At 58.2% G+C, this 16,707-nt stretch carries 21 protein-coding genes and 2 pseudogenes; 12 read left to right on the top strand and 11 right to left on the bottom strand.

What is annotated here, in order from left to right; all coding sequences use genetic code 11:
- Positions 1-32 precede the first annotated feature (32 nt).
- Positions 33-556, bottom strand: a pseudogene (locus M1R55_RS26135) (IS982 family transposase); the annotation flags it as partial.
- Between the two features lie 224 nt (positions 557-780).
- Positions 781-1,548 carry a DeoR/GlpR family DNA-binding transcription regulator gene (locus M1R55_RS26140; RefSeq protein ID WP_249395911.1) on the bottom strand — a complete coding sequence of 256 codons (768 nt, stop codon included), beginning with the start codon at positions 1,546-1,548 and terminating at the stop codon, positions 781-783.
- 78 nt (positions 1,549-1,626) lie between these two features.
- Between M1R55_RS26140 and M1R55_RS26145 the strand changes: the two genes are divergently transcribed.
- Positions 1,627-2,760: a sugar MFS transporter gene (locus M1R55_RS26145; protein WP_249395912.1), complete on the top strand. Its 1,134-nt coding sequence runs from the start codon at positions 1,627-1,629 to the stop codon at positions 2,758-2,760.
- 103 nt (positions 2,761-2,863) lie between these two features.
- On the opposite strand, the gene M1R55_RS26150 is transcribed toward M1R55_RS26145, so the two are convergent.
- Positions 2,864-3,460 (bottom strand): hypothetical protein, encoded by a 597-nt coding sequence (locus tag M1R55_RS26150; RefSeq protein ID WP_249395913.1) that lies wholly within the window; start codon positions 3,458-3,460, stop codon positions 2,864-2,866.
- Between the two features lie 52 nt (positions 3,461-3,512).
- Between M1R55_RS26150 and M1R55_RS26155 the strand changes: the two genes are divergently transcribed.
- The 3 genes from M1R55_RS26155 (at position 3,513) to M1R55_RS26165 (ending at position 5,096) form a co-directional block, all read left to right on the top strand.
- Entirely contained in the window at positions 3,513-3,977 is a 465-nt protein-coding gene (locus tag M1R55_RS26155) for a transposase (protein WP_249395914.1), read from the top strand.
- Between the two features lie 176 nt (positions 3,978-4,153).
- The gene (locus M1R55_RS26160; RefSeq protein ID WP_249395915.1) at positions 4,154-4,783 is read left to right on the top strand and encodes an IS110 family transposase; all 630 of its coding nucleotides are present in this window, start codon (positions 4,154-4,156) and stop codon (positions 4,781-4,783) included.
- Complete coding sequence (locus M1R55_RS26165; RefSeq protein WP_249393517.1) at positions 4,689-5,096, top strand: IS110 family transposase; 408 nt, start codon at positions 4,689-4,691, stop codon at positions 5,094-5,096. Before M1R55_RS26160 ends, M1R55_RS26165 begins: the two co-directional genes overlap by 95 nt.
- Positions 5,097-5,627: 531 nt before the next feature.
- Here the strand turns inward: M1R55_RS26165 and M1R55_RS26170 are convergent.
- Positions 5,628-6,062 (bottom strand): type II toxin-antitoxin system VapC family toxin, encoded by a 435-nt coding sequence (locus M1R55_RS26170; RefSeq protein ID WP_249395916.1) that lies wholly within the window; start codon positions 6,060-6,062, stop codon positions 5,628-5,630.
- Entirely contained in the window at positions 6,063-6,440 is a 378-nt protein-coding gene (locus M1R55_RS26175) for a helix-turn-helix transcriptional regulator (protein WP_249395917.1), read from the bottom strand.
- Between the two features lie 127 nt (positions 6,441-6,567).
- Here M1R55_RS26175 and M1R55_RS26180 point away from each other — a divergent pair, with 127 nt between their 5' ends.
- Positions 6,568-6,858 (top strand): hypothetical protein, encoded by a 291-nt coding sequence (locus tag M1R55_RS26180; protein WP_249395918.1) that lies wholly within the window; start codon positions 6,568-6,570, stop codon positions 6,856-6,858.
- 54 nt (positions 6,859-6,912) lie between these two features.
- The gene (locus tag M1R55_RS31905) at positions 6,913-7,038 is read left to right on the top strand and encodes a hypothetical protein (protein ID WP_256566068.1); all 126 of its coding nucleotides are present in this window, start codon (positions 6,913-6,915) and stop codon (positions 7,036-7,038) included.
- Between the two features lie 155 nt (positions 7,039-7,193).
- On the opposite strand, the gene M1R55_RS26185 is transcribed toward M1R55_RS31905, so the two are convergent.
- The gene (locus M1R55_RS26185; protein WP_249395919.1) at positions 7,194-7,754 is read right to left on the bottom strand and encodes a hypothetical protein; all 561 of its coding nucleotides are present in this window, start codon (positions 7,752-7,754) and stop codon (positions 7,194-7,196) included.
- Positions 7,755-8,026: 272 nt separating this feature from the next.
- Between M1R55_RS26185 and M1R55_RS26190 the strand changes: the two genes are divergently transcribed.
- Positions 8,027-8,764, top strand: coding sequence for a hypothetical protein (locus M1R55_RS26190; RefSeq protein WP_249395920.1), 738 nt, complete (start codon positions 8,027-8,029; stop codon positions 8,762-8,764).
- On the opposite strand, the gene M1R55_RS26195 is transcribed toward M1R55_RS26190, so the two are convergent.
- Positions 8,745-9,593, bottom strand: a complete 849-nt coding sequence (locus M1R55_RS26195; RefSeq protein WP_249395921.1) for a hypothetical protein — start codon at positions 9,591-9,593, stop codon at positions 8,745-8,747. The two genes, M1R55_RS26190 and M1R55_RS26195, sit on opposite strands and share 20 nt — an antisense overlap.
- Before the next feature lie 404 nt (positions 9,594-9,997).
- On the opposite strand from M1R55_RS26195, the gene M1R55_RS26200 reads away from it, so the two are divergent.
- Positions 9,998-10,798: an IS5 family transposase gene (locus M1R55_RS26200; RefSeq protein WP_249395922.1), complete on the top strand. Its 801-nt coding sequence runs from the start codon at positions 9,998-10,000 to the stop codon at positions 10,796-10,798.
- Here the strand turns inward: M1R55_RS26200 and M1R55_RS26205 are convergent.
- The 4 genes from M1R55_RS26205 to M1R55_RS26220 all read right to left on the bottom strand — a co-directional run bounded on the left by M1R55_RS26205 (position 10,772) and on the right by M1R55_RS26220 (position 13,193).
- A complete protein-coding gene (locus M1R55_RS26205; protein WP_249395923.1) occupies positions 10,772-11,704 on the bottom strand; it encodes a hypothetical protein in 933 nt (310 codons plus the stop codon). The two genes, M1R55_RS26200 and M1R55_RS26205, sit on opposite strands and share 27 nt — an antisense overlap.
- On the bottom strand, positions 11,595-12,038 hold the full coding sequence (locus tag M1R55_RS26210; protein WP_249395924.1) for a hypothetical protein: 444 nt from the start codon (positions 12,036-12,038) through the stop codon (positions 11,595-11,597). The genes M1R55_RS26205 and M1R55_RS26210 overlap by 110 nt, the downstream gene beginning before the upstream one ends.
- Before the next feature lie 504 nt (positions 12,039-12,542).
- Positions 12,543-12,746 (bottom strand): hypothetical protein, encoded by a 204-nt coding sequence (locus M1R55_RS26215; RefSeq protein WP_249395925.1) that lies wholly within the window; start codon positions 12,744-12,746, stop codon positions 12,543-12,545.
- Positions 12,747-12,827: 81 nt separating this feature from the next.
- A complete protein-coding gene (locus M1R55_RS26220; RefSeq protein ID WP_249395926.1) occupies positions 12,828-13,193 on the bottom strand; it encodes a DUF389 domain-containing protein in 366 nt (121 codons plus the stop codon).
- A 354-nt stretch (positions 13,194-13,547) separates the two neighbouring features.
- Between M1R55_RS26220 and M1R55_RS26225 the strand changes: the two genes are divergently transcribed.
- The 4 genes and pseudogenes from M1R55_RS26225 to M1R55_RS26240 all read left to right on the top strand — a co-directional run.
- Positions 13,548-14,084: a helix-turn-helix domain-containing protein gene (locus M1R55_RS26225; protein WP_249393826.1), complete on the top strand. Its 537-nt coding sequence runs from the start codon at positions 13,548-13,550 to the stop codon at positions 14,082-14,084.
- Positions 14,054-14,596, top strand: coding sequence for a transposase (locus M1R55_RS26230; RefSeq protein WP_249395927.1), 543 nt, complete (start codon positions 14,054-14,056; stop codon positions 14,594-14,596). Before M1R55_RS26225 ends, M1R55_RS26230 begins: the two co-directional genes overlap by 31 nt.
- A gap of 463 nt (positions 14,597-15,059) precedes the next feature.
- Positions 15,060-16,388, top strand: coding sequence for a transposase (locus tag M1R55_RS26235; RefSeq protein ID WP_249395928.1), 1,329 nt, complete (start codon positions 15,060-15,062; stop codon positions 16,386-16,388).
- A gap of 117 nt (positions 16,389-16,505) precedes the next feature.
- A pseudogene (locus tag M1R55_RS26240) lies at positions 16,506-16,692 on the top strand (NAD(P)-dependent alcohol dehydrogenase); the annotation flags it as partial.
- Positions 16,693-16,707: the final 15 nt, after the last annotated feature.

The following is a 16,707-nucleotide window of genomic DNA, read 5'->3' on the forward strand; positions in this document are numbered from 1 at the left end:
GTCTTGGTCTTGGGCGGAAAGATAAAACCTCAGCGACGATAGCCCTTGTCGCCAATGATCTTTGGGCCGCCAAAGTCAGGCCATTGGCAGTTGAGTTCGTACCCAACGGCGGTGTCATGCAAGTTGGCCGGCAGGTGAAACCCAGGCGTGCAATTTGTCCCCGTAGGCATCTCCTTGAGTGCCATGCCTCCAACGCACAGCGTTTCCCCCGTTGAGGACGGCAAATGGGCAGCGGCGTGGCATCAATGATCACTTCGGCACAGCGCTCTGCTGGACGAACGATCTGCTCCAGATGATCGAGCAGCCGCAGTCCCCGGGTAGAGGCCTGAGTGTGGGAAGGCAGACCTGATCGGTCTGCCTTCAACATGCCCCGCCAGATTGACGGATACGGGTATTTGAACACCAAACGGGCCAAGAGGAGAGTCAGCAAATGAGCGTCACTGAGTCTTTGATGACGGTACCGCCGTTCATCAGAAGAGTGCTGTCTGGCTCAGCGATGGAGTCGATGAATCACAGCCGGACGCCCTAAACTGTGGTGGAGACGATATCTCATCATATCGTCTTTTTTTATCGTCTGGGTGCGGGTAAAACTAGAGCTGCTCAAGCCCTAAACGGGGTAGTATGTTATTTAAATGCCAGCTCATGGAACACAGCCTGACATGGCTCTTGTTGGATCCGTGCAGACAGCGCCATTATGGCCTGTTCCCCAAAGGACTGCCCCTTCACCTTTCTGGTTTTTAAAACTATGCCCACCCGCGTGAGAGGCGGCAGAGGTGCACCTCAATCCGGCACCACAGCACTTGACTGGGCCACCAAAACCTGCACCCCTGCTGCACCCAGTTGGTCTGTCCACGAAGATCCATCCGTCACCAGGGCGTACATCTGGTGTAAGGGAGCCACCGAGTAGGGGGCGATCTGCCCCAACTTGCTGTGGTCAGCCAGCACCACTGTTCGGTCAGCCACCGCTAACATCGCCCGTTTCACGGCGGCGTCTCCTTCCGAAACCGACGTCACACCTGCAAAAGGATGCACCGCGCACGCGCCTAAAAAAGTCCAATCCGTTCGGCGACGGCCTATAGTTTCCAAGGCACTCGCCCCGGTGAGATAACGTGACCGCACGTTCCAATCTCCACCCGTCAAGCTCAGAGCAACGTCGGGTTCGGATGCAAAGATTGAGGCAATATCCAGTGAGTTGGTCAACACCGTCAGGGGCCTGACCCGTAAGCGGCGCGCCAGCTCAAACACCGTCGAACCCGCATCCAACAGCACGGATTGTCCCGGTTCCACCAAGTGCGCTGCCACGGCACCTATGCTGGCTTTGGCTCCACCACTGAGCTCGGCGCGGTTTACCCAGGCCATTCGGCCCGGATCCAAGGCGACCGCGCCTCCGTGGGTTTTCTGCAGGTAGCCACGGGCGGCCAGCGCTTTCAGGTCTCGCCGCACCGTGTCCTCAGATACGCCTAAATTCTGGGCCAGATCCAGGACTTCAACGCGGCCTAAGCGGGCCAACTCGTTGAGGATGTACTGCTGTCGTTCGGGCACAAACATAGTGGGCCTAGTGTACCTCTTGCGGTTTTTTGCAGCTTTTCCTTTATATTTGCCGACATGTGCAGTTTATACTGCCGCATGAGCCTGCAACCAAGTTCTCACCCCCCACCGAGACGTTTGGCCATCCTTGGTTTAGTTGCCTTTTTGCTGTTGGGGTTGCTGTATCCCATTCTTGGCCCTGCCCTACCCACCCTCAGTAGTCAATTTGGTCTACAGGCCATAGGCGCTTCGTGGCTGATCAGTCTCAATTCTGCTGGAGCCGTCTTGGGGGTGCTGCTCGCGGGCGGACTGGCCTCACGGTGGTCGGCCCGGCAGCGTGCCCTCTTGGCCGTCATGCTCCTGGGGTTGGGCGGTGTCGGGCTGGCCTTGGCCTCCAACTTTGCTTTAGCCCTTTTGGCCTCCTGCTGGTTGGGTGTGGGCTTTGGAATGCTTGACCTGACCGTCAACGTCTGGTTGTCCACAAGTTACGCCGAACGCAGCGCCGCCATGCTGAATCTGCTGAGCGCGAGTTTCGGCGTAGGTGCTGTCTTGGCCCCCTTGGCTGTGGGATCGGCTGGCGGCAATTTCCGGCTCCCACTGCTGTGCTGCGTCGGTTTGGCAGCCCTGTTGGGGCTGCTGCTGTTGACCATGCCGCGCGTCTCCGCACAGGTGGAGGCTCCTTCCCTCACTCCCCTCGTGGGCCGCTCACGCCTGATCCTGGGTGGATTTATGGGTCTGTTCCTGGCCTACGTGGCCGTTGAAGGCGGTGTGGGCACTTGGGAAGTCACGCACCTGCAAGACAGCTTGGGCTTGACAACAGGCGCGGCGTCTCAGATTTCGGCGTGGTTCTGGGTCGCTTTTACCTTGGGCCGCTTGATTTCGGCTCCACTAACCCTGCGCGTCGCGCCTGCCGTCCTCATTCCGTGTGCGCTCATCTTGGCGGCCCTCAGCCTGGCTTTGGCGGCCATTCCTGCGGCCGCCCCCTGGGCCTACACCTTGACCGGACTGTTTCTGGCACCCGTGTTCACCACTGGGTTGGTGTGGTTAACCCAAGTGTTGCCGGGGAGCGCTGCGCCCACCAGAGTCTTTGCAGGGGCGTTCATTGGCCCAGTCGTGTTTGCACCGGTCATCGGGGCGTTGCGGGACGGCTATGGCCCCACCGCTATTCCGTTGACCCTGATGGGCATTGCCCTACTGGCGTTCGTGCTAACCCTATGGCTAAGGCGCGTTTAACCTATGGGTAATTGAGGCAGGATGTTTTTCCTTGACTTGTTAAATGGGGTAGAACCAGCGTAGGAACAGAAATCTGCCCTGGGGTGCCAATGAACAGTTCGGTTTACGCAAGGGCGGATTTCTGGGCTAGATGGGCCCTCAGTACCCGACACTTTCCCGAGGGCCTTGAAAAAGTTCGGCTGACACGCGAGAACAGGACGCGTCCCCCGATGTCCTCGCCAAGTTGACCCGCTGCTTCACCGCGCACTTCCCAGAGTTCCGCAAGAATCAGGTCGAGTTGCTCTCCCTCATGGTCCTTGCTCTCCTTGGGGGAAAGGACGTTCGGCATGCTGAACTCGCGGCGCACTTCTTTGACCGTCATCCCATCCAACCGGCCGACGTCGCCCGAGTCGTCCTGACGCGCCTTCCCGCCGCACAGCCACGCGAATTCATCCTCGACCGGACGAATGGGAAGTCCGGGCAGACGGACGTGAACGTCCTGCTGCTGGCCGTCATCTGGCGGGGCGTTGCCATCCCCCTGCTCTACAGGGGGGGCAGCAACACGGAGATCCGGCACCCCCTCAGGGACGATGCCCTCTGCCTGCTGTCCGCAGCGGAGATCCGGGTCCTGTCTGCCGACCGCGAATTCGTCGGCTCCGACTGGATTCAGGGACTGGCTCACCGTGGGATTCCCATTGGCGTGCGGTTGCGGCGCCGGCACACTCCTGGACGACTGGACAGCGCAGGACTGGCTGAGTCGCTTGCAGACCGGCATGGCCGGTCTGCTGGTCGAGGACACGGTGGTCTGCGGGCAACCGATGAACGTTGTCCTGACGTACACGCGAGACGGCGAGGCGCTGATCATTGCCAGTAACGTCGGAGCGGTGACGACGATCCAGACGCGATATCAGCGGAGATTCTTGATTGAATGTCTCTTCAGGGCGCTGAAAAGCAAGGGCTTCCAACTGGAGGGAACACCTATGACGCTCCACGATCACGTGGAGCGCCTGCTGTGCCTGTTGACGCTGACCTACACGTGGTGCGTGCTCGTCGGGATCACTCTGGAATGTCCGAAAAAGGCACATGGTCGCCGGGCATGGAGCGTGGTGAAGATGGGTTTGCGGGAACTGGTGCGGTCGTTCAGCCGGGAGTCAGCACGCCTGTGCGACTTGATTGACCTGTTGATGCCGTCCCACACGAACTCCCCGGAAAATGTCTGTATGTCAAAAATAAGGTGAGGAGAGAGCGTCGCCCTGAAACTGTCTGCGCTCGTCGCTTGTACCCGAATTGCGCGTTCTCTTTCTCAACGGCACGACACCGCTGCTCTTCGCTTGATACCAGGCTGCCTGCGGGCCCAATCCAGAACAGACCTGCGCGGGTGGGGGTGAAACGCCGAACTCTGTTGGAGGACACCATGATCATTCTTGGACTTGATCCCCACCCCACGACCCATACGGCCGTCGCTCTCGACTCTCGGGGCGTCGTTTTGGACAGCCTGAGCGTCCAGAACGACACCGACGGCCTGAATCAGTTGTGTGCTTGGTCTGCTCGTTTCGAAGAGCATTGCTGGGCCATTGAAGGTGCAGGCAACCGGTATGTCGCTCCCCTGTTGGCCCTGCTCTTTGCCAATGATCAGTCGGTGTATCACATCCATCCCAGCCTGACCAGCCAATACCGTGCGCGTCGCGGCAAGAAAAAGAACGACCTAGTCGACGCCGAGAACGTCGCCCGGGTGCTGCTGGCCAACCCACAGCTCCCGCCCTACCAGCTCAGCACGCAGCGCACCCGCTTGCAGGAATTGTCCCGCACGCGGGACAAGCTCGCTCAGCAGCGTAAAGCCAACCAGATGATGCTCGAAGCGCTCCCAGACACGACGACGGACTCGCTGAGCACCGCCCTGCAGGCGGTACTGACCTCTCGAAGCAGCGTTGAAAGAGTTGGAACACGCCATGGCGACCCTGGTCGCTCAGGTGGCCCCCACCCTGTTGACGTTGCAGGGGATCGGCGTCGTGCTGGCCGGCACTGTGCTCGCCGAAGTCGGTGACATCAAGCGGTTTGAGGATGTCCATCATTTCGCCAGTTATTGCGGCGCTGCCCCAGTTGAACGGGGGAGTGGGAAGAACACGCGTTGGTGCGTGAGTGTCGGTGGCAACCGACAGCTCAACAGGGTGCTCCATCTGATGGCCTTGACCCGGCTGCGCTGTGATGAACGCACCAAAACATTCGTGACCAGGAAAGAACAAGAGGGAAAAACGAAACGAGCGGCACTTCGAGCACTCAAGACCCACCTGGCCCGCGAGCTGTACCGAACCTTGCAGGCCCGTCACATGGGCGGCCCCATCCCAGCCCATTCATAGGATCTTTTGGGTTTTTTCTCCGCCAACTTGACATACCAGGTTCGGGTACTGAGGGCCGCACGGCTTTGCAGATTGCGTAAAACAGTGCTGAGCACGTCATCTATTGACGGGTTCTGGGCGATTGGCATGCGCCGCCGAATTTGGTTCCATTCCTCCCAAGTGAATAGAAGACCATGATTCGTTCCTCACACCTGTGCCCGGGCGTTGAGGTATACATCAAGTAACTGCTCTTCCACAGGAAGTAGGTACCGGTTCATCAAATGCTCGTCGTAAAGGACAGACTGCCGCTTGGCTTCTTCAACTTCAGCCTCCGTTCGCTGGTTAAAGAAGGCACCTAAATCCCCTTACGCAGGTTTAGGAAGCGGTGTCGTTCGGGAACCTCATAGCCAAGCCGATCGTTGATTCCAAGCATAAAATCTGCAACGACACGAGCCTGCTCAGCAATAGACGGGATGGCAGGTTCTTCTTCGTGGAAAAGGATGATGGAACCGAGTCTGATCTCAGTGGCTTCCGCCGACGCACCGCTTGTTGTCATCCCAATTCCTTTTTGGTAAGCAGTGCCGTTGCCACTGCTTCGAGGGCATCATCGAAGGTCAGGAATTTGATGCCGATTTTTGTCCGAGCATCCAAAACAGAAGCCATGTGGATAGCGTCCATTGCACGCAAATGAGGATGAGCTACCAAAAGATCACCTGCACGGCGGTACACGCTTGGCGTAACGTCGATCGCATTCATCCCTTCCCAGTCAGCATTGAAGTTTTCAACGATCGTGTTGTGCTCTGGCGCGGTGATTTTGCCTTCTCGAAGGTAACGAGCGAATACGCCACGGGATTCGGCATAGGTAATGACGCTGGTTGTCAAAGCGCCCTCCACCTCATCAATGAGCTTTTCAACCCGGTCTCTGCCTACTTCGTCGACGTATAGCTTCACGAGCGCGTTGGTATCGAGATACCCCAGGACTTTCATTTAGTTGTTCTGCCCCCGGAGAGAAGCAACCGTGGCAGCACTATCGGTAGGACTCGAGGGTTGAATGGCAGCTGCCCTGCGTTGAAATTTTTTGAGGTTTGCAAGGTCAAGTGCAGGCCTGTTGGGATCGCCATGCAGGCTAACAACTGGCTCTTCAATGACTTCCAATAGGTCGGTGATGTCCACTTGTTTCTGTTGAACCCGTCCTAAGGTTTCAAGAATTTTGGCGACCGTATCCAAATCAATCCGCTGTGCAGGCTTTTTCGCCATGGCGTAGATAGTGTTCTGTGCCAGCTCTCCACGACTTTCTTGCACCAAGCGGTAAGCCGTAAGGCCATTCGAGGAGAGGTAGTCCCCTAAATTTAGTCTCATCTTCATAGGTGCATCTTACATGTTCCAATAACTTGACACTACCCACAACTCCCGGTAATACGGGGGTACCGAGAAAGGGAGGACCTAGAGAATCGGCCCTTTCTCGGAATCCAGCACTATGAGGTTATGGATTGTGGAACACATTATCCCCTCCGCCACCGTTTTGTCAGCCAATCCCCGCTCTGGTGTCATCTACGAATCCAGTATCACGAACGGGTACGCCTACACTCTGATCTCCTACAATGCCGACGCCCACCAGGTCACGGTGGTCTACAGCAACGGCATGGCCCGCACGCTGGACGCCAACCGCCTGGGAGACACGCTGTTGATGTGGGCAGCTCTCTGTCACCAGTGCCGCGCTGGAGTGTGGCCGGACATGCGTCTTGGCTCTGTCGGCGAGCGTTTGGCCGATCGCTACGCCTAACGCCTCGCTGCCTAAACGTGTGTGGCCGGGCACTGACCCGGCCTTGGAGGAATCATGACGTATGCCATCGGAACGCCCCTGAACGAAGTGGAAGTTGCCGCTCTCCGTACCCTGTTTCCCCAGTTGCACTTCGCACCAATGATGCCTTTTTGGTGTGGCTTTATTCGGCAGCTAGCCTAATAATGATCACTTGGGTTATCGGTGTGTTTGTGGGCTTTATCTGTATCGGCATTCCCCAGTTATTTCCCACCGACGAGCTTTTCTGAACGCAATCTCTCAAAACTTTAAGGCGACCTCCATAAGTCGCCTTCTTCTTTGGTCAGACCTTCCTCAAACTACAGGTGCTGTTCGTCTCGTGTTTCCCCCCAAGCCAACGGCTCAGCACGGGCGGAGACCACAGCAGCCACCGGAGCGGTCACCACTGGGGCAGGTTGAGCCACCACGACAGGCGGTCTCGGCAACCGCAGATTCAGCAGGTTCCATACTTCACTCACCGCATTCCGGGTCTCCTCCACCGCCGTCTCGATGTTCGACAAGCGGGCCTCAAAGGAATCCATTCGCGCTTCCAGGACTCGCCCGAGCTCCCCAGTGCGGGCGTTGACCTGCGTGCCGTTGAGAACACTCAACGCTTCAGCAAAGGACATCCGCGTGTTGCTGGCCACCAACGCCTGCGCCTCCAATAGCAGCGTCAACATATTGTGCGTGTAAATCATCACCTTCGGGCTCTGAGGGTGCGGCCGCATGTAGCTCAGCAACTCCTCGTCACTCCACTTGAACTCAGCACGAACGAGTATCAACATCTTCGTCAACCGTCCCGGAAGTACGTCCAGCCTGTACGTGAGTTCGGTGGCCGACAGCCAGTCGGAAAAATTGGTTGCAGGAATGGATTCAGTCATTGGAAACCTCAGGAAAACTTTGAAGTGAGAGACGAAGAGTTGAACAGCACCACGGAAGATCCCACTTGCTGTAAGTGGAAAGCTCACCCCGAATCGGGGGCCCCCGGGGCTTCACAATCCCCCGTATGAGGGCTTGAAAACCCAAATCACAACTTGTTTCCACGTACGTGCCCGTCAGCGAGATTCCTGCGCCCAGTGCAGGCGCATGCCGTTGTTTCAGCGCGAAGGTGAATTGTGACCCGGATGTAAGCCTGCATCGGTCAAAGTGCGGCATGACTCCGGAGCTTCGAGCGGCCCTGCGCACCCAACTGGACATTGACCGCGTCTGGACGTCCGTGCAGATCAACCGCCGGGGCCTGAGCACGGCTCTCGGGCAACTGCCTGCCAAAACCCTGGAGGTCCGCACCCGCGTCAACCAGAACCAGAGCGGCGTTACCACCACTTTCATCGGCCGCAAGTCAACAGACACCAAACGCCCGGCGCGAGATCTGCTGCACCTGGCCTGCCTGGCTGAGAGTCGGTACCTGCTCACCCAACAGGGGCTCTTGAAAGCAGAGGATACCTGGATTCTGGAAGATGACGAGAAGCCGGTGGTCGATGGCCAGTGGAGCTGGGGAGCCCTGGACGCCAAGGCGGGCCAGACTCCGCGGTACCGACAGAAACGAGAAGCCGAGGCGGCCGCTCCCCGCTGGGATGCCCGCTGGATCCGCCAAGACTCTGGAGAGAACTGGTGGGTCGAAGTGGACACCGGATACAGCCAGAAGCGAATGGTCGCCAAGCTCAGGGCAGTGGCCGCTCGGGGATTCCACGGCTGTGTCTGGGCCACGACCACCCTAGGCCGAGTGAACCGGGTGGCTGAACTGTTCGGGGAGTTGTATCCCCTGGGCACGAAGCGGCCTGCACTGCTGGTCATGCATGTGGACTGCACCACGTCCGACAAAGACCCGTACGCCAAGCCGTACCTCAAAACCAAGACATACCAGCACACGTTCATCCGAGACGCCGACTGATGGGCAAGGGGTACGCTTCAACCCGGTAAATCAGCACGGGCGGGTCGGGATAATCCTTCGGCATCTCTCGGTGGTAGGCCACCCGTTTCTGGTACTGCAGTTCATCCTGACGCCGGATGGCAGCCAACGCGCCTTGAAGAGGAGTGAGGTCAGGTGCCGCGATCAACAGAGTGCTGCCCGTTTCATAGGCACTCAACTGCTTCGCGGGGTGGGCAGACCAGGAGGCTTGACGTTCTTTGAGCAACTGGTGGAGTCGCGCCACCGTCAGCCCTCCGCCGCTATACGTTGCCACAGCGTGGCATTGTCCCCACTCCAGTGAGCCCAGACCCCTCGCTCGAGGCGCCAGACCCTGCTGCACCCGCACCTGGTTGACCGCCTGCCAATGCTGCTGGTGCCGCCCTGGAAGTGGCCGCTCAACGTAAGCGAACTTTCCACAATCCTGATGGGGCCGCCCGGTCAGGGCCGCATTGCCCCGACGGTATTCGTATTTGTAAAAACCCCAGTCTTCGTCCAAGAGGTAATCGACGAAGAGGTGAAGGTACGCATGATCCGTGAGGGCATTCGGGCCGTCAATAGCCCACGGCCGCCAAGTGCTTCCGCTCAATTCTTCGGCCAGATCCAGGGTGGGGTGTGACTGCCTATAGGTGACGACTGTGCCGAGTACCGTGCGGGTGGTGCGCAGAAAGCCTTCGTCAATCAGGCGCGTAATCGGTCGGACGCCGTAATGCTTGGACAGCAGGGTGCGGGGCGCAGGGCCGTACCGCGACAGGCAATTCAAGATCTCGGTGTAGCGCTCGGTAGACAGTTGCTCGGGAGTCAGGCGGGCCATAACGTCAGAGTGAGGGGGCTGGGGGTGACGCGGGCGAACTGGGGTGTCAAGCCGCTGAAAGATAGGGCCGGCGCGCGGCCGCAGAGAGCGCCAGAGCAATGGCCGGGTGGAGGCTGAAAAAGGTTCACCCTCTCAAAGTGAAGCCGCTCGGGGTGACGCAACCAAAACAATGCCATGGGGGTATTACCCCCCCGGTACCCCCTTTAGACCCCCCGGGGGGTGTTTTGTCTCTCTTGTGGGGCTTCTCTTTTCACCGCCAAATTTTCACCAAATAGTTTTGATACAAATGGTTGGCAATAATTATGAGAGTAGGGCACGAGTCAATTTCGAAACAATCGTACTGACGACTCTAGGGTCTGTAGGCTAAGGGTTGAAAATCGACAGAATGAAGGTATCTTTTCGTGTTGTGGCGCGAAGAAATCACGGATGAACAATGGGAACGTTTGGAACCCCTCCTCCCATCCCTCCTCGGTCTGGGGCGTCCCTATCTGGCGCATCGACCCATCGTCAGTGGCATCCTCTGGGTGCTCAGAACGGGTGCGCCGTGGCGCGACGTTCCTGAACGATTCGGCAAGTGGACCACCATCTCCAGCCGCTTCCGTCGCTGGACTGCCAAAGGCATTTGGCAGCGGGTCTGGGCAGAACTACAACGCCTTGCTGACCTGAAAGGTCAGCTCGACTGGTCGATGCATTTCGTGGATGGCACGGTCATTCGAGCACATCAATGTGCTGCAGGAGCACGTGGAGGTCAAGCAGAGGAAGCCCTAGGACGATCTCGTGGTGGTTTCACAACCAAGATCCATCTGCGTGCTGAGGGGCAAGGCAAGCCTATGGCCTTCGTCCTGAGTGGAGGGGAAAGGCATGAGTCGAAATACCTACAACCGCTGCTGGAGACCGGTGCCGTGGTTCGTGCAGGACGAGGACGTCCCAGGATTCGTCCGGATCGTCTGGTGGGCGACAAAGGCTATAGCTACACCACTGTTCGGAAATATCTGCACAGCCGTGGCATTCGGGTCACGATTCCTCGGCGTAAGGATCAGGGAGACGACCTCTGCTTCGACCCTGCCGTATACAGGGAGCGCAACAAAGTCGAACGCCTCATCAATCGCTTCAAAGGGTTTCGGCGGATTGCCACCCGTTATGACAAGCGAGCAGTGAATTATCAGGGGTGGCTGACCCTAGCCGCTCTGCTGTTCTGGCTTTGATCGGCCTATCCACTTCGTGGCTTGGATCCATTCAAGGGCTTCAGCTCTGATGCCCTGCCAGTTCTCCGGCACGTCATGACCTCCAGCATGGCGCCACACCCGTACCGGCACACCCCGTTCCTTTAGCAGCTCTGCGAACTGCAGTGTCCCTAAGGCCAACGGATCCTGTTTTCCAACGACAAGAGCAACTGGAACCCCAATGGGTTCATCGGGGTACCACTCTGGATGAGCTGCAACACTTGGAACAACGGCAAGGACACCGCTCGCCGCTATGGAGCCGTTCAAGGCCCCCCGCAGCACCGTGCTGCCACCCGCTGATAAACCAGCCCAGAGAGGAGCTCCACCCAGTTGCTCCGCCCACTGTTGGAGTTCGGTCTCTGCTTGTGCGCGGTCGTTCCACACCGCCATCCCCTCACCAACGTACTGCCCACTCCCAGCAATGGCGACCCTCCAGCCCTCCGTGATCAGAGAAGAAAACAGGGGATGGGTTTGCGCTGGACTGTTGCTGTTCATGTGTAGAGCGATGACGGTGCCTTTTTCAGACCCTACACTGGGGAGAACCTGGAGCGTTGCTGAGTGCGCGGCCGCTTCTTGCCCGAGTCGTTGGGTCCACTTGTCTATCAGGGCGACGAACTCAGGGTCATCGCGAATGGGATCAAGATCGTGATCCTGCAGTCGGGCTGGGGAGAGCCAATGACCCACCTGGTCGACCCGCTGGAGCGCATTGAGTGCCTCCCCAAGTTGCTGAGACTGACAGAATAAACACGCTTTCCAGAATTGCCCACGTGCCCATTGTTCAGAGGTCAGATCGGCTGGTGGGCTCTGAAGGATCTGCAATGCCTGATGAGGATCTTGGGCAGCCTGAAAGACTAAGCCTTGCCACGCGAGGAAACGATCCGAGGTCATAGCTGATTATTTCGTACCCTTGGCCTACACGCCCTAGGCCCGACAATTCCAGCACCCGGGGGTGCCACGGGCGGGGCAAGACCCGCAACAGGGTGGCGGTCACACGCCCATCATCGGCTATCAAATACACACTCGGCAGCACGATCAACAGCAGGTGCCCGAATACCCCGCCACTCGACATCAGCCCGGCAAACACCGTACTTGTTGAATTCAGGGCGTTTTGCAAGACCAGCACCAGGTTGTCGCCCAAGCTTTGCACGTAGGTCTGAATTGCCTCGGTCAGGCGCTTGCGGGCGTTGTCGAGGCCGGGGACGGCCCTGGTCGGTGAGCCCACCGAACAGCTGATCCAGGTGGCCACTGAGTTGGCTGATCTGGCGCGGCAGATCCTGAAACAGCCCAATAAACTGCGTGGCAACCATGATCAGCAGGGTTCCCGCCAGTAGGAAGAGGCCAAAGAAGGCCAGCAGCACGAAAAACACTCCCTGGCCACGCCGCCGCGGATTAGCCAATTCAGGACAGGCGGCACGAGGTACGCAATCAAAAAAGCGAGGCTGAAATCGGTGACCACTGAGCGCAATGTCCCCAGCCGCCGCCAGACCAAGGAAAAGCCCAACAAAAACACCCCCAGACGAATTCAGGGGCTGCGCCACGCGGTTTGAACAGCATGTGGAGAGGGAGGGGGCAGCACCGTGGGCCGATCATACGGGGCGGGCAGCTCTTGGCGGCTTGCGGCTAAGACTTTTCTTCACACCAGTCGCCAGAGCCCAGACACCCCGGGCCTCGTCATGACGGCCCTTGAGAACGCTCACCTCTCTAACTTTGCACTCTGCCCCAAAGGTCAATCGGGCGTGCTTTCTTTCTCCTCGTAGAGGGCCGGGTCATTGGCACCGTAATGTGAGGCGCTGGTGCCGTCCACACTGGCGTCCAATTGATCGGTGGCGTCGGCATCTGCGGGCGGTTGGTACAGTTCACTGTCGGGCGTGATTGTGACGTCCGTGTCTGTGAGAGAGACAGGAACATGCGCCGGATCTGAACGGGTCATCCCACAAGATGCCAAGTCGCACGCCGTCTTCCCCTTGATTGACCTGAAGGCCGCTTTATCTGAAAACACTAGGCCCATCGCTCAGACCAAGGATTTGCGCCGGTGGACGGTGTGTTGCTTGAGCCAGGAGACCAGCCAGCCCAGACCAATCATCCAAGCCACATCTATAGTGAATCGCTCCACGCTTTCTCCCGCCAGATCGAACCGGCCGATGGAAAGCGCCATGCCCTGATACGCAGCAGCCGGCATCAAGACGAGGGCGACCAAGGCGCCGACGATGACGTGGCGCCGGAACGAGGCCATGATGACGGCCCCAGACCAGGCGCCCACCACCGAGAACAGCACTTCTTTGGCCTCCGGGGAAGCCAAGTGAGCCAGTTCCGTGTTCTCGACGAAGTCCTTCAAGGGTTTGGGCGGGATTCCCGCGACTTTAGTCGTGTGCGCCATCTAACGGCGTGATTTAATTGCTCCCTGAGGGAGTCAAGCTTGGTTCGTAGCTTGAGGGCTAGGTGACATGCGTTCAACTTTGACAAGTTTGAGGGTGTGAAGCTCACTGACAAAAGTTCTGCCACTTTCAGCCTAAGAAGGTGAACAGACCAGCCCTGAGTCCTATGCAGACGAAAGAAACCTGCGTTTAACGTGTCGTCAAGTCGAACAGGTGAAATAAGGCTGATACACCTGAGCCAAAAGGCACGGTGGAGACCAAAGGGGCTATAACTCCCTGATGGACGAACTTCAATCCACTCGGCACACAGCAGGCTGCTAAGGGACTCTAAGTATATCCTTGCTAAGCTTTGAGGAATGACTCCTCCAGCCCGACACCTGTCGCTGAGTTCCGAAGAAGATGCGGCCCTGCGCAAGCTCGAACTGGGGGCGGGGATCAACGTCAAAGTTCGTCTGCGAGCGAGCATTGTCCGTCTGAACGCCAGTGGGATGACCGTACCGCGCCTCGCACAGCATTTCGGGCGCAACCCACAAAGCGTTCACAATGATCTGGACCGCTATGAACAGCGTGGCATCCCCGGATTGATGGATGGCCGGTCTTCGGGGCCGCCGCGCCGGGTCACCCCAGAGATGGACCAGTACCTTCAGGAGCGACTGGCTGAGCAACGGCTCTGGAACAGCGACCTCTTAGCCGAAGCGCTCCAGGAGCGCTTCGGCATCACGGTCAGTCGAGACGCGATCCGCGTCCGACTCCTGGCGCTGGGCTATTCGTGGAAGCGGGGACGCTACGCCCCGGGTCAGGTGCCTGACCCAGATGTCATTCATGAGCATCAAGCGTCGATCGAGACGCTAAAAAAGGGGCATTGGATGGCAAACTCACCCTCAAGTTTTTAGATCAGACCGGCTTGTCACTGATGCTGTCGGTCACCAATTCCTGGTTCCCACGGGGTTCCGGACGGCAGTTCAAAGTGCCCACGCGCTGGGGATCTCAAGGACGGATCAACCTCATTGGTACGCTGGCCGTGGACGCCCAAGGTGAGCATTTGGCGGTGCGGCAGTTGACCGCGTCTTGCACGCAGGATGATGTCATCGCTTATCTGGACACCCTCGCTGAACAGTCTGACGACGCGCAGCGTCGTTCAGGAACCGCTCGGTTGACGGTGGTGATGTTGGACAACGCCTCATTTCATCGCGGTCAGGCGATTCGAGCACGAGAGCCGATCTGGGCTGCCAAGGGGATGCTCCTTCGATATCTCCCAGCGTACTGCCCCATGCTCAATCGCATTGAAACGACTTGGCGCAGACTCAAAGGATTCTTGATGCCTCGGCGGTGTTACGACACCGTCAGCGAACTCCAAGCGGCCTTGTTGATCGCCCTCCAAGCCCTCGGAGCCACCCTGATCTAAAACTTAACAAGGATGTACTTAGAACGTTGATCACGTTGGAATTTGGGAACTCTGAAACTGCTTGACCCGCAAGGGACGCGAAAATGTCAGCGTGCAGGAAAGAGGACGGAGGTGGCGTAGTAGCCCAATGCCCGTCTGTAATGGACGGGACACGGTGAAGGCCCACCAGGACGAAGGGAATGGAAAGCAACTTGACCCCCTTGTTCGCAGAGACGTTAGATAGGACTTGTTCCTGAACAGACCGCGAATCCTGCAAGGGAAAGGGGAAGAGATGCTGGTACAAGTACCGGAATCTGGAAAGCCGGATGCGATGAAAGTCGCACGTCCGGTTTGGAACGGGGGAAAGGCCGTGAGGCCCTACCTATCGTTACGGGAGGGATAGCCCAACCACCCGTTAGGGCGGCAAGCTCAAGCTTCATCCAGGCTGTAGCTTCTTCAGGGGTAGATCGATCTTCTCTTCATTGTGAAGATTACAGTCACCGCCAAGCTGAAGTTGCGGCCTACCCCAGAGCAGAAGACCGCTCTGGACGCTGTGACTTTGGCCTACCGTGACGCAGTGAACTTCACTTCTGGGATCGCCTTTACCGAAAATAAATTGTCGGCCGGGATGCGGCTTCAGAAGGTGGTATACGAAGACCTGCGCGAAAAGTTCGGTCTGCCGTCTCAAATGGCCTGCAATGCACCCCGTCAAGTCGCCGCCAGCTACAAAGCACTGTGGACGAAATGCAAAGACCACCACGCCCGCCAGCAATGGATTCAGAGTGTCAAGCCTGGCTATCAGCCCCGTCCTTTCCAGGGATTCGAACGGCCCGCGAAATTCATCTCCCGCACCCTGACCTACAATTTTGGACGCGACTATTCGTGGAAGAAAGATCAGCAAGTCAGTGTACAGACTCTCGAAGGTCGTCAGGTCATGGCCTACGACGGCTGGAACAAGCACTTGGAGCTGATTCGGTCTGGCTGTGAAGTCGGCGGCGCTAAGCTCTCCTACCAGAAATCCAAAAAGCAGTATTTTCTGCTCGTCAGCCTGGAAATTGACTTGCCTGATCCCCAGCCTGCGGACCATAAGAACGTGGTCGGCGTGGATGTGGGCCAGCGCTTCCATGCCGTCGTGACCGATACCCGCAACCGCACCACATTCTTTTCAGGACAGCAGACCAACCACAAAAAAGAGGGCTTTGCCCGTGTTCGTCAATCGTTGCAGCGCAAAGGCACCCGTTCTGCGACGAGAAGGCTTATTGCTTTCTCGGGCCGGGAAAGACGGTTCATCGCTGACCGCAATCATTCCCTGGCTTCCCAGATTCTGAAGACCTATCCCCAAGCCGTCATCGGTCTGGAGGACCTGAAAGACATCCGCACCCGGACCGAAGGACGCAGCAACCCGCAGGCCAGCCTGAAGGCCAAGCGGGCCAGGCGGCGTCGTTCGCAGTGGAGTTTTGCCGAGTTGCAGACTTTTCTGGCCTATAAAGCCAGTCTGGCCGGCAGCATGGCCATTGGGGTGGATGCCCAGTACACCTCGCAACAGTGCGTCAAGTGCGGACATACCAGCAAGGGGAATAGACCTCAAGCTGGACTGATATTCGTCTGCGAGGTATGCGGGTACCAGGTGCATTCAGATCTTCTTGGAGCGAGAAATGTCACTCTCAGAGCGTTGGCGGTCCGGCAAGACTGGACCGCTACGGGTGCCTTGTCAGTGCGCCCTGATGTGTCGAGCGTTGAAGCCAAAGCTGAGCGCCTGCAACGGTACTCAGAGCTGCGGTGGAGCTCAGACACAAGCCCATCACTTGAGTGATGGGTCATTGACGACCTTCCCCTGCAAGGTGAAGTGCTCCAGTAATTTAGGAATGGCCGCCTGGACGGTGCCGGAGGTAAAGGCACCACCATTGGTAACCGTGACGCCCGGCACGGCGACACTGCGCTGAAGCCTGTCCGGCTCAGTATGGCGGAGGCCGCCTCAGTTCCGCTGGTCGGCCTGGCAGGCGCCGGTTGAAATTGGCAAAGTCAAGCGTGGAGACAAGGTCTTTATTCAGGTGGGGTCAGGTGATGTGAGCACCTTCGCCATTGAGCTCGCCAAGCACCTAGACGCAGCAGTGGCAGACCCCCTGGGACGT

This window comes from Deinococcus sp. QL22, assembly GCF_023370075.1.
Lineage (GTDB): Bacteria > Deinococcota > Deinococci > Deinococcales > Deinococcaceae > Deinococcus.

Excerpts from the sequence above, each read along its gene's own strand:
- M1R55_RS26190 (WP_249395920.1), top strand. The coding sequence starts at position 8,027 with ATGACTCCGGAGCTTCGAGCGGCCCTGCGCACCCAACTGGACATTGAC.
- M1R55_RS26145 (WP_249395912.1), top strand. The coding sequence starts at position 1,627 with ATGAGCCTGCAACCAAGTTCTCACCCCCCACCGAGACGTTTGGCCATC.
- M1R55_RS31905 (WP_256566068.1), top strand. The coding sequence starts at position 6,913 with ATGACGTATGCCATCGGAACGCCCCTGAACGAAGTGGAAGTTGCCGCT.
- M1R55_RS26220 (WP_249395926.1), bottom strand. The coding sequence starts at position 13,193 with ATGGCGCACACGACTAAAGTCGCGGGAATCCCGCCCAAACCCTTGAAG.
- M1R55_RS26215 (WP_249395925.1), bottom strand. The coding sequence starts at position 12,746 with ATGACCCGTTCAGATCCGGCGCATGTTCCTGTCTCTCTCACAGACACG.
- M1R55_RS26165 (WP_249393517.1), top strand. The coding sequence starts at position 4,689 with ATGGCGACCCTGGTCGCTCAGGTGGCCCCCACCCTGTTGACGTTGCAG.
- M1R55_RS26185 (WP_249395919.1), bottom strand. The coding sequence starts at position 7,754 with ATGACTGAATCCATTCCTGCAACCAATTTTTCCGACTGGCTGTCGGCC.
- M1R55_RS26205 (WP_249395923.1), bottom strand. The coding sequence starts at position 11,704 with ATGACCTCGGATCGTTTCCTCGCGTGGCAAGGCTTAGTCTTTCAGGCT.
- M1R55_RS26225 (WP_249393826.1), top strand. The coding sequence starts at position 13,548 with ATGACTCCTCCAGCCCGACACCTGTCGCTGAGTTCCGAAGAAGATGCG.
- M1R55_RS26195 (WP_249395921.1), bottom strand. The coding sequence starts at position 9,593 with ATGGCCCGCCTGACTCCCGAGCAACTGTCTACCGAGCGCTACACCGAG.
- M1R55_RS26170 (WP_249395916.1), bottom strand. The coding sequence starts at position 6,062 with ATGAAAGTCCTGGGGTATCTCGATACCAACGCGCTCGTGAAGCTATAC.
- M1R55_RS26140 (WP_249395911.1), bottom strand. The coding sequence starts at position 1,548 with ATGTTTGTGCCCGAACGACAGCAGTACATCCTCAACGAGTTGGCCCGC.
- M1R55_RS26175 (WP_249395917.1), bottom strand. The coding sequence starts at position 6,440 with ATGAAGATGAGACTAAATTTAGGGGACTACCTCTCCTCGAATGGCCTT.
- M1R55_RS26160 (WP_249395915.1), top strand. The coding sequence starts at position 4,154 with ATGATCATTCTTGGACTTGATCCCCACCCCACGACCCATACGGCCGTC.
- M1R55_RS26155 (WP_249395914.1), top strand. The coding sequence starts at position 3,513 with ATGGCCGGTCTGCTGGTCGAGGACACGGTGGTCTGCGGGCAACCGATG.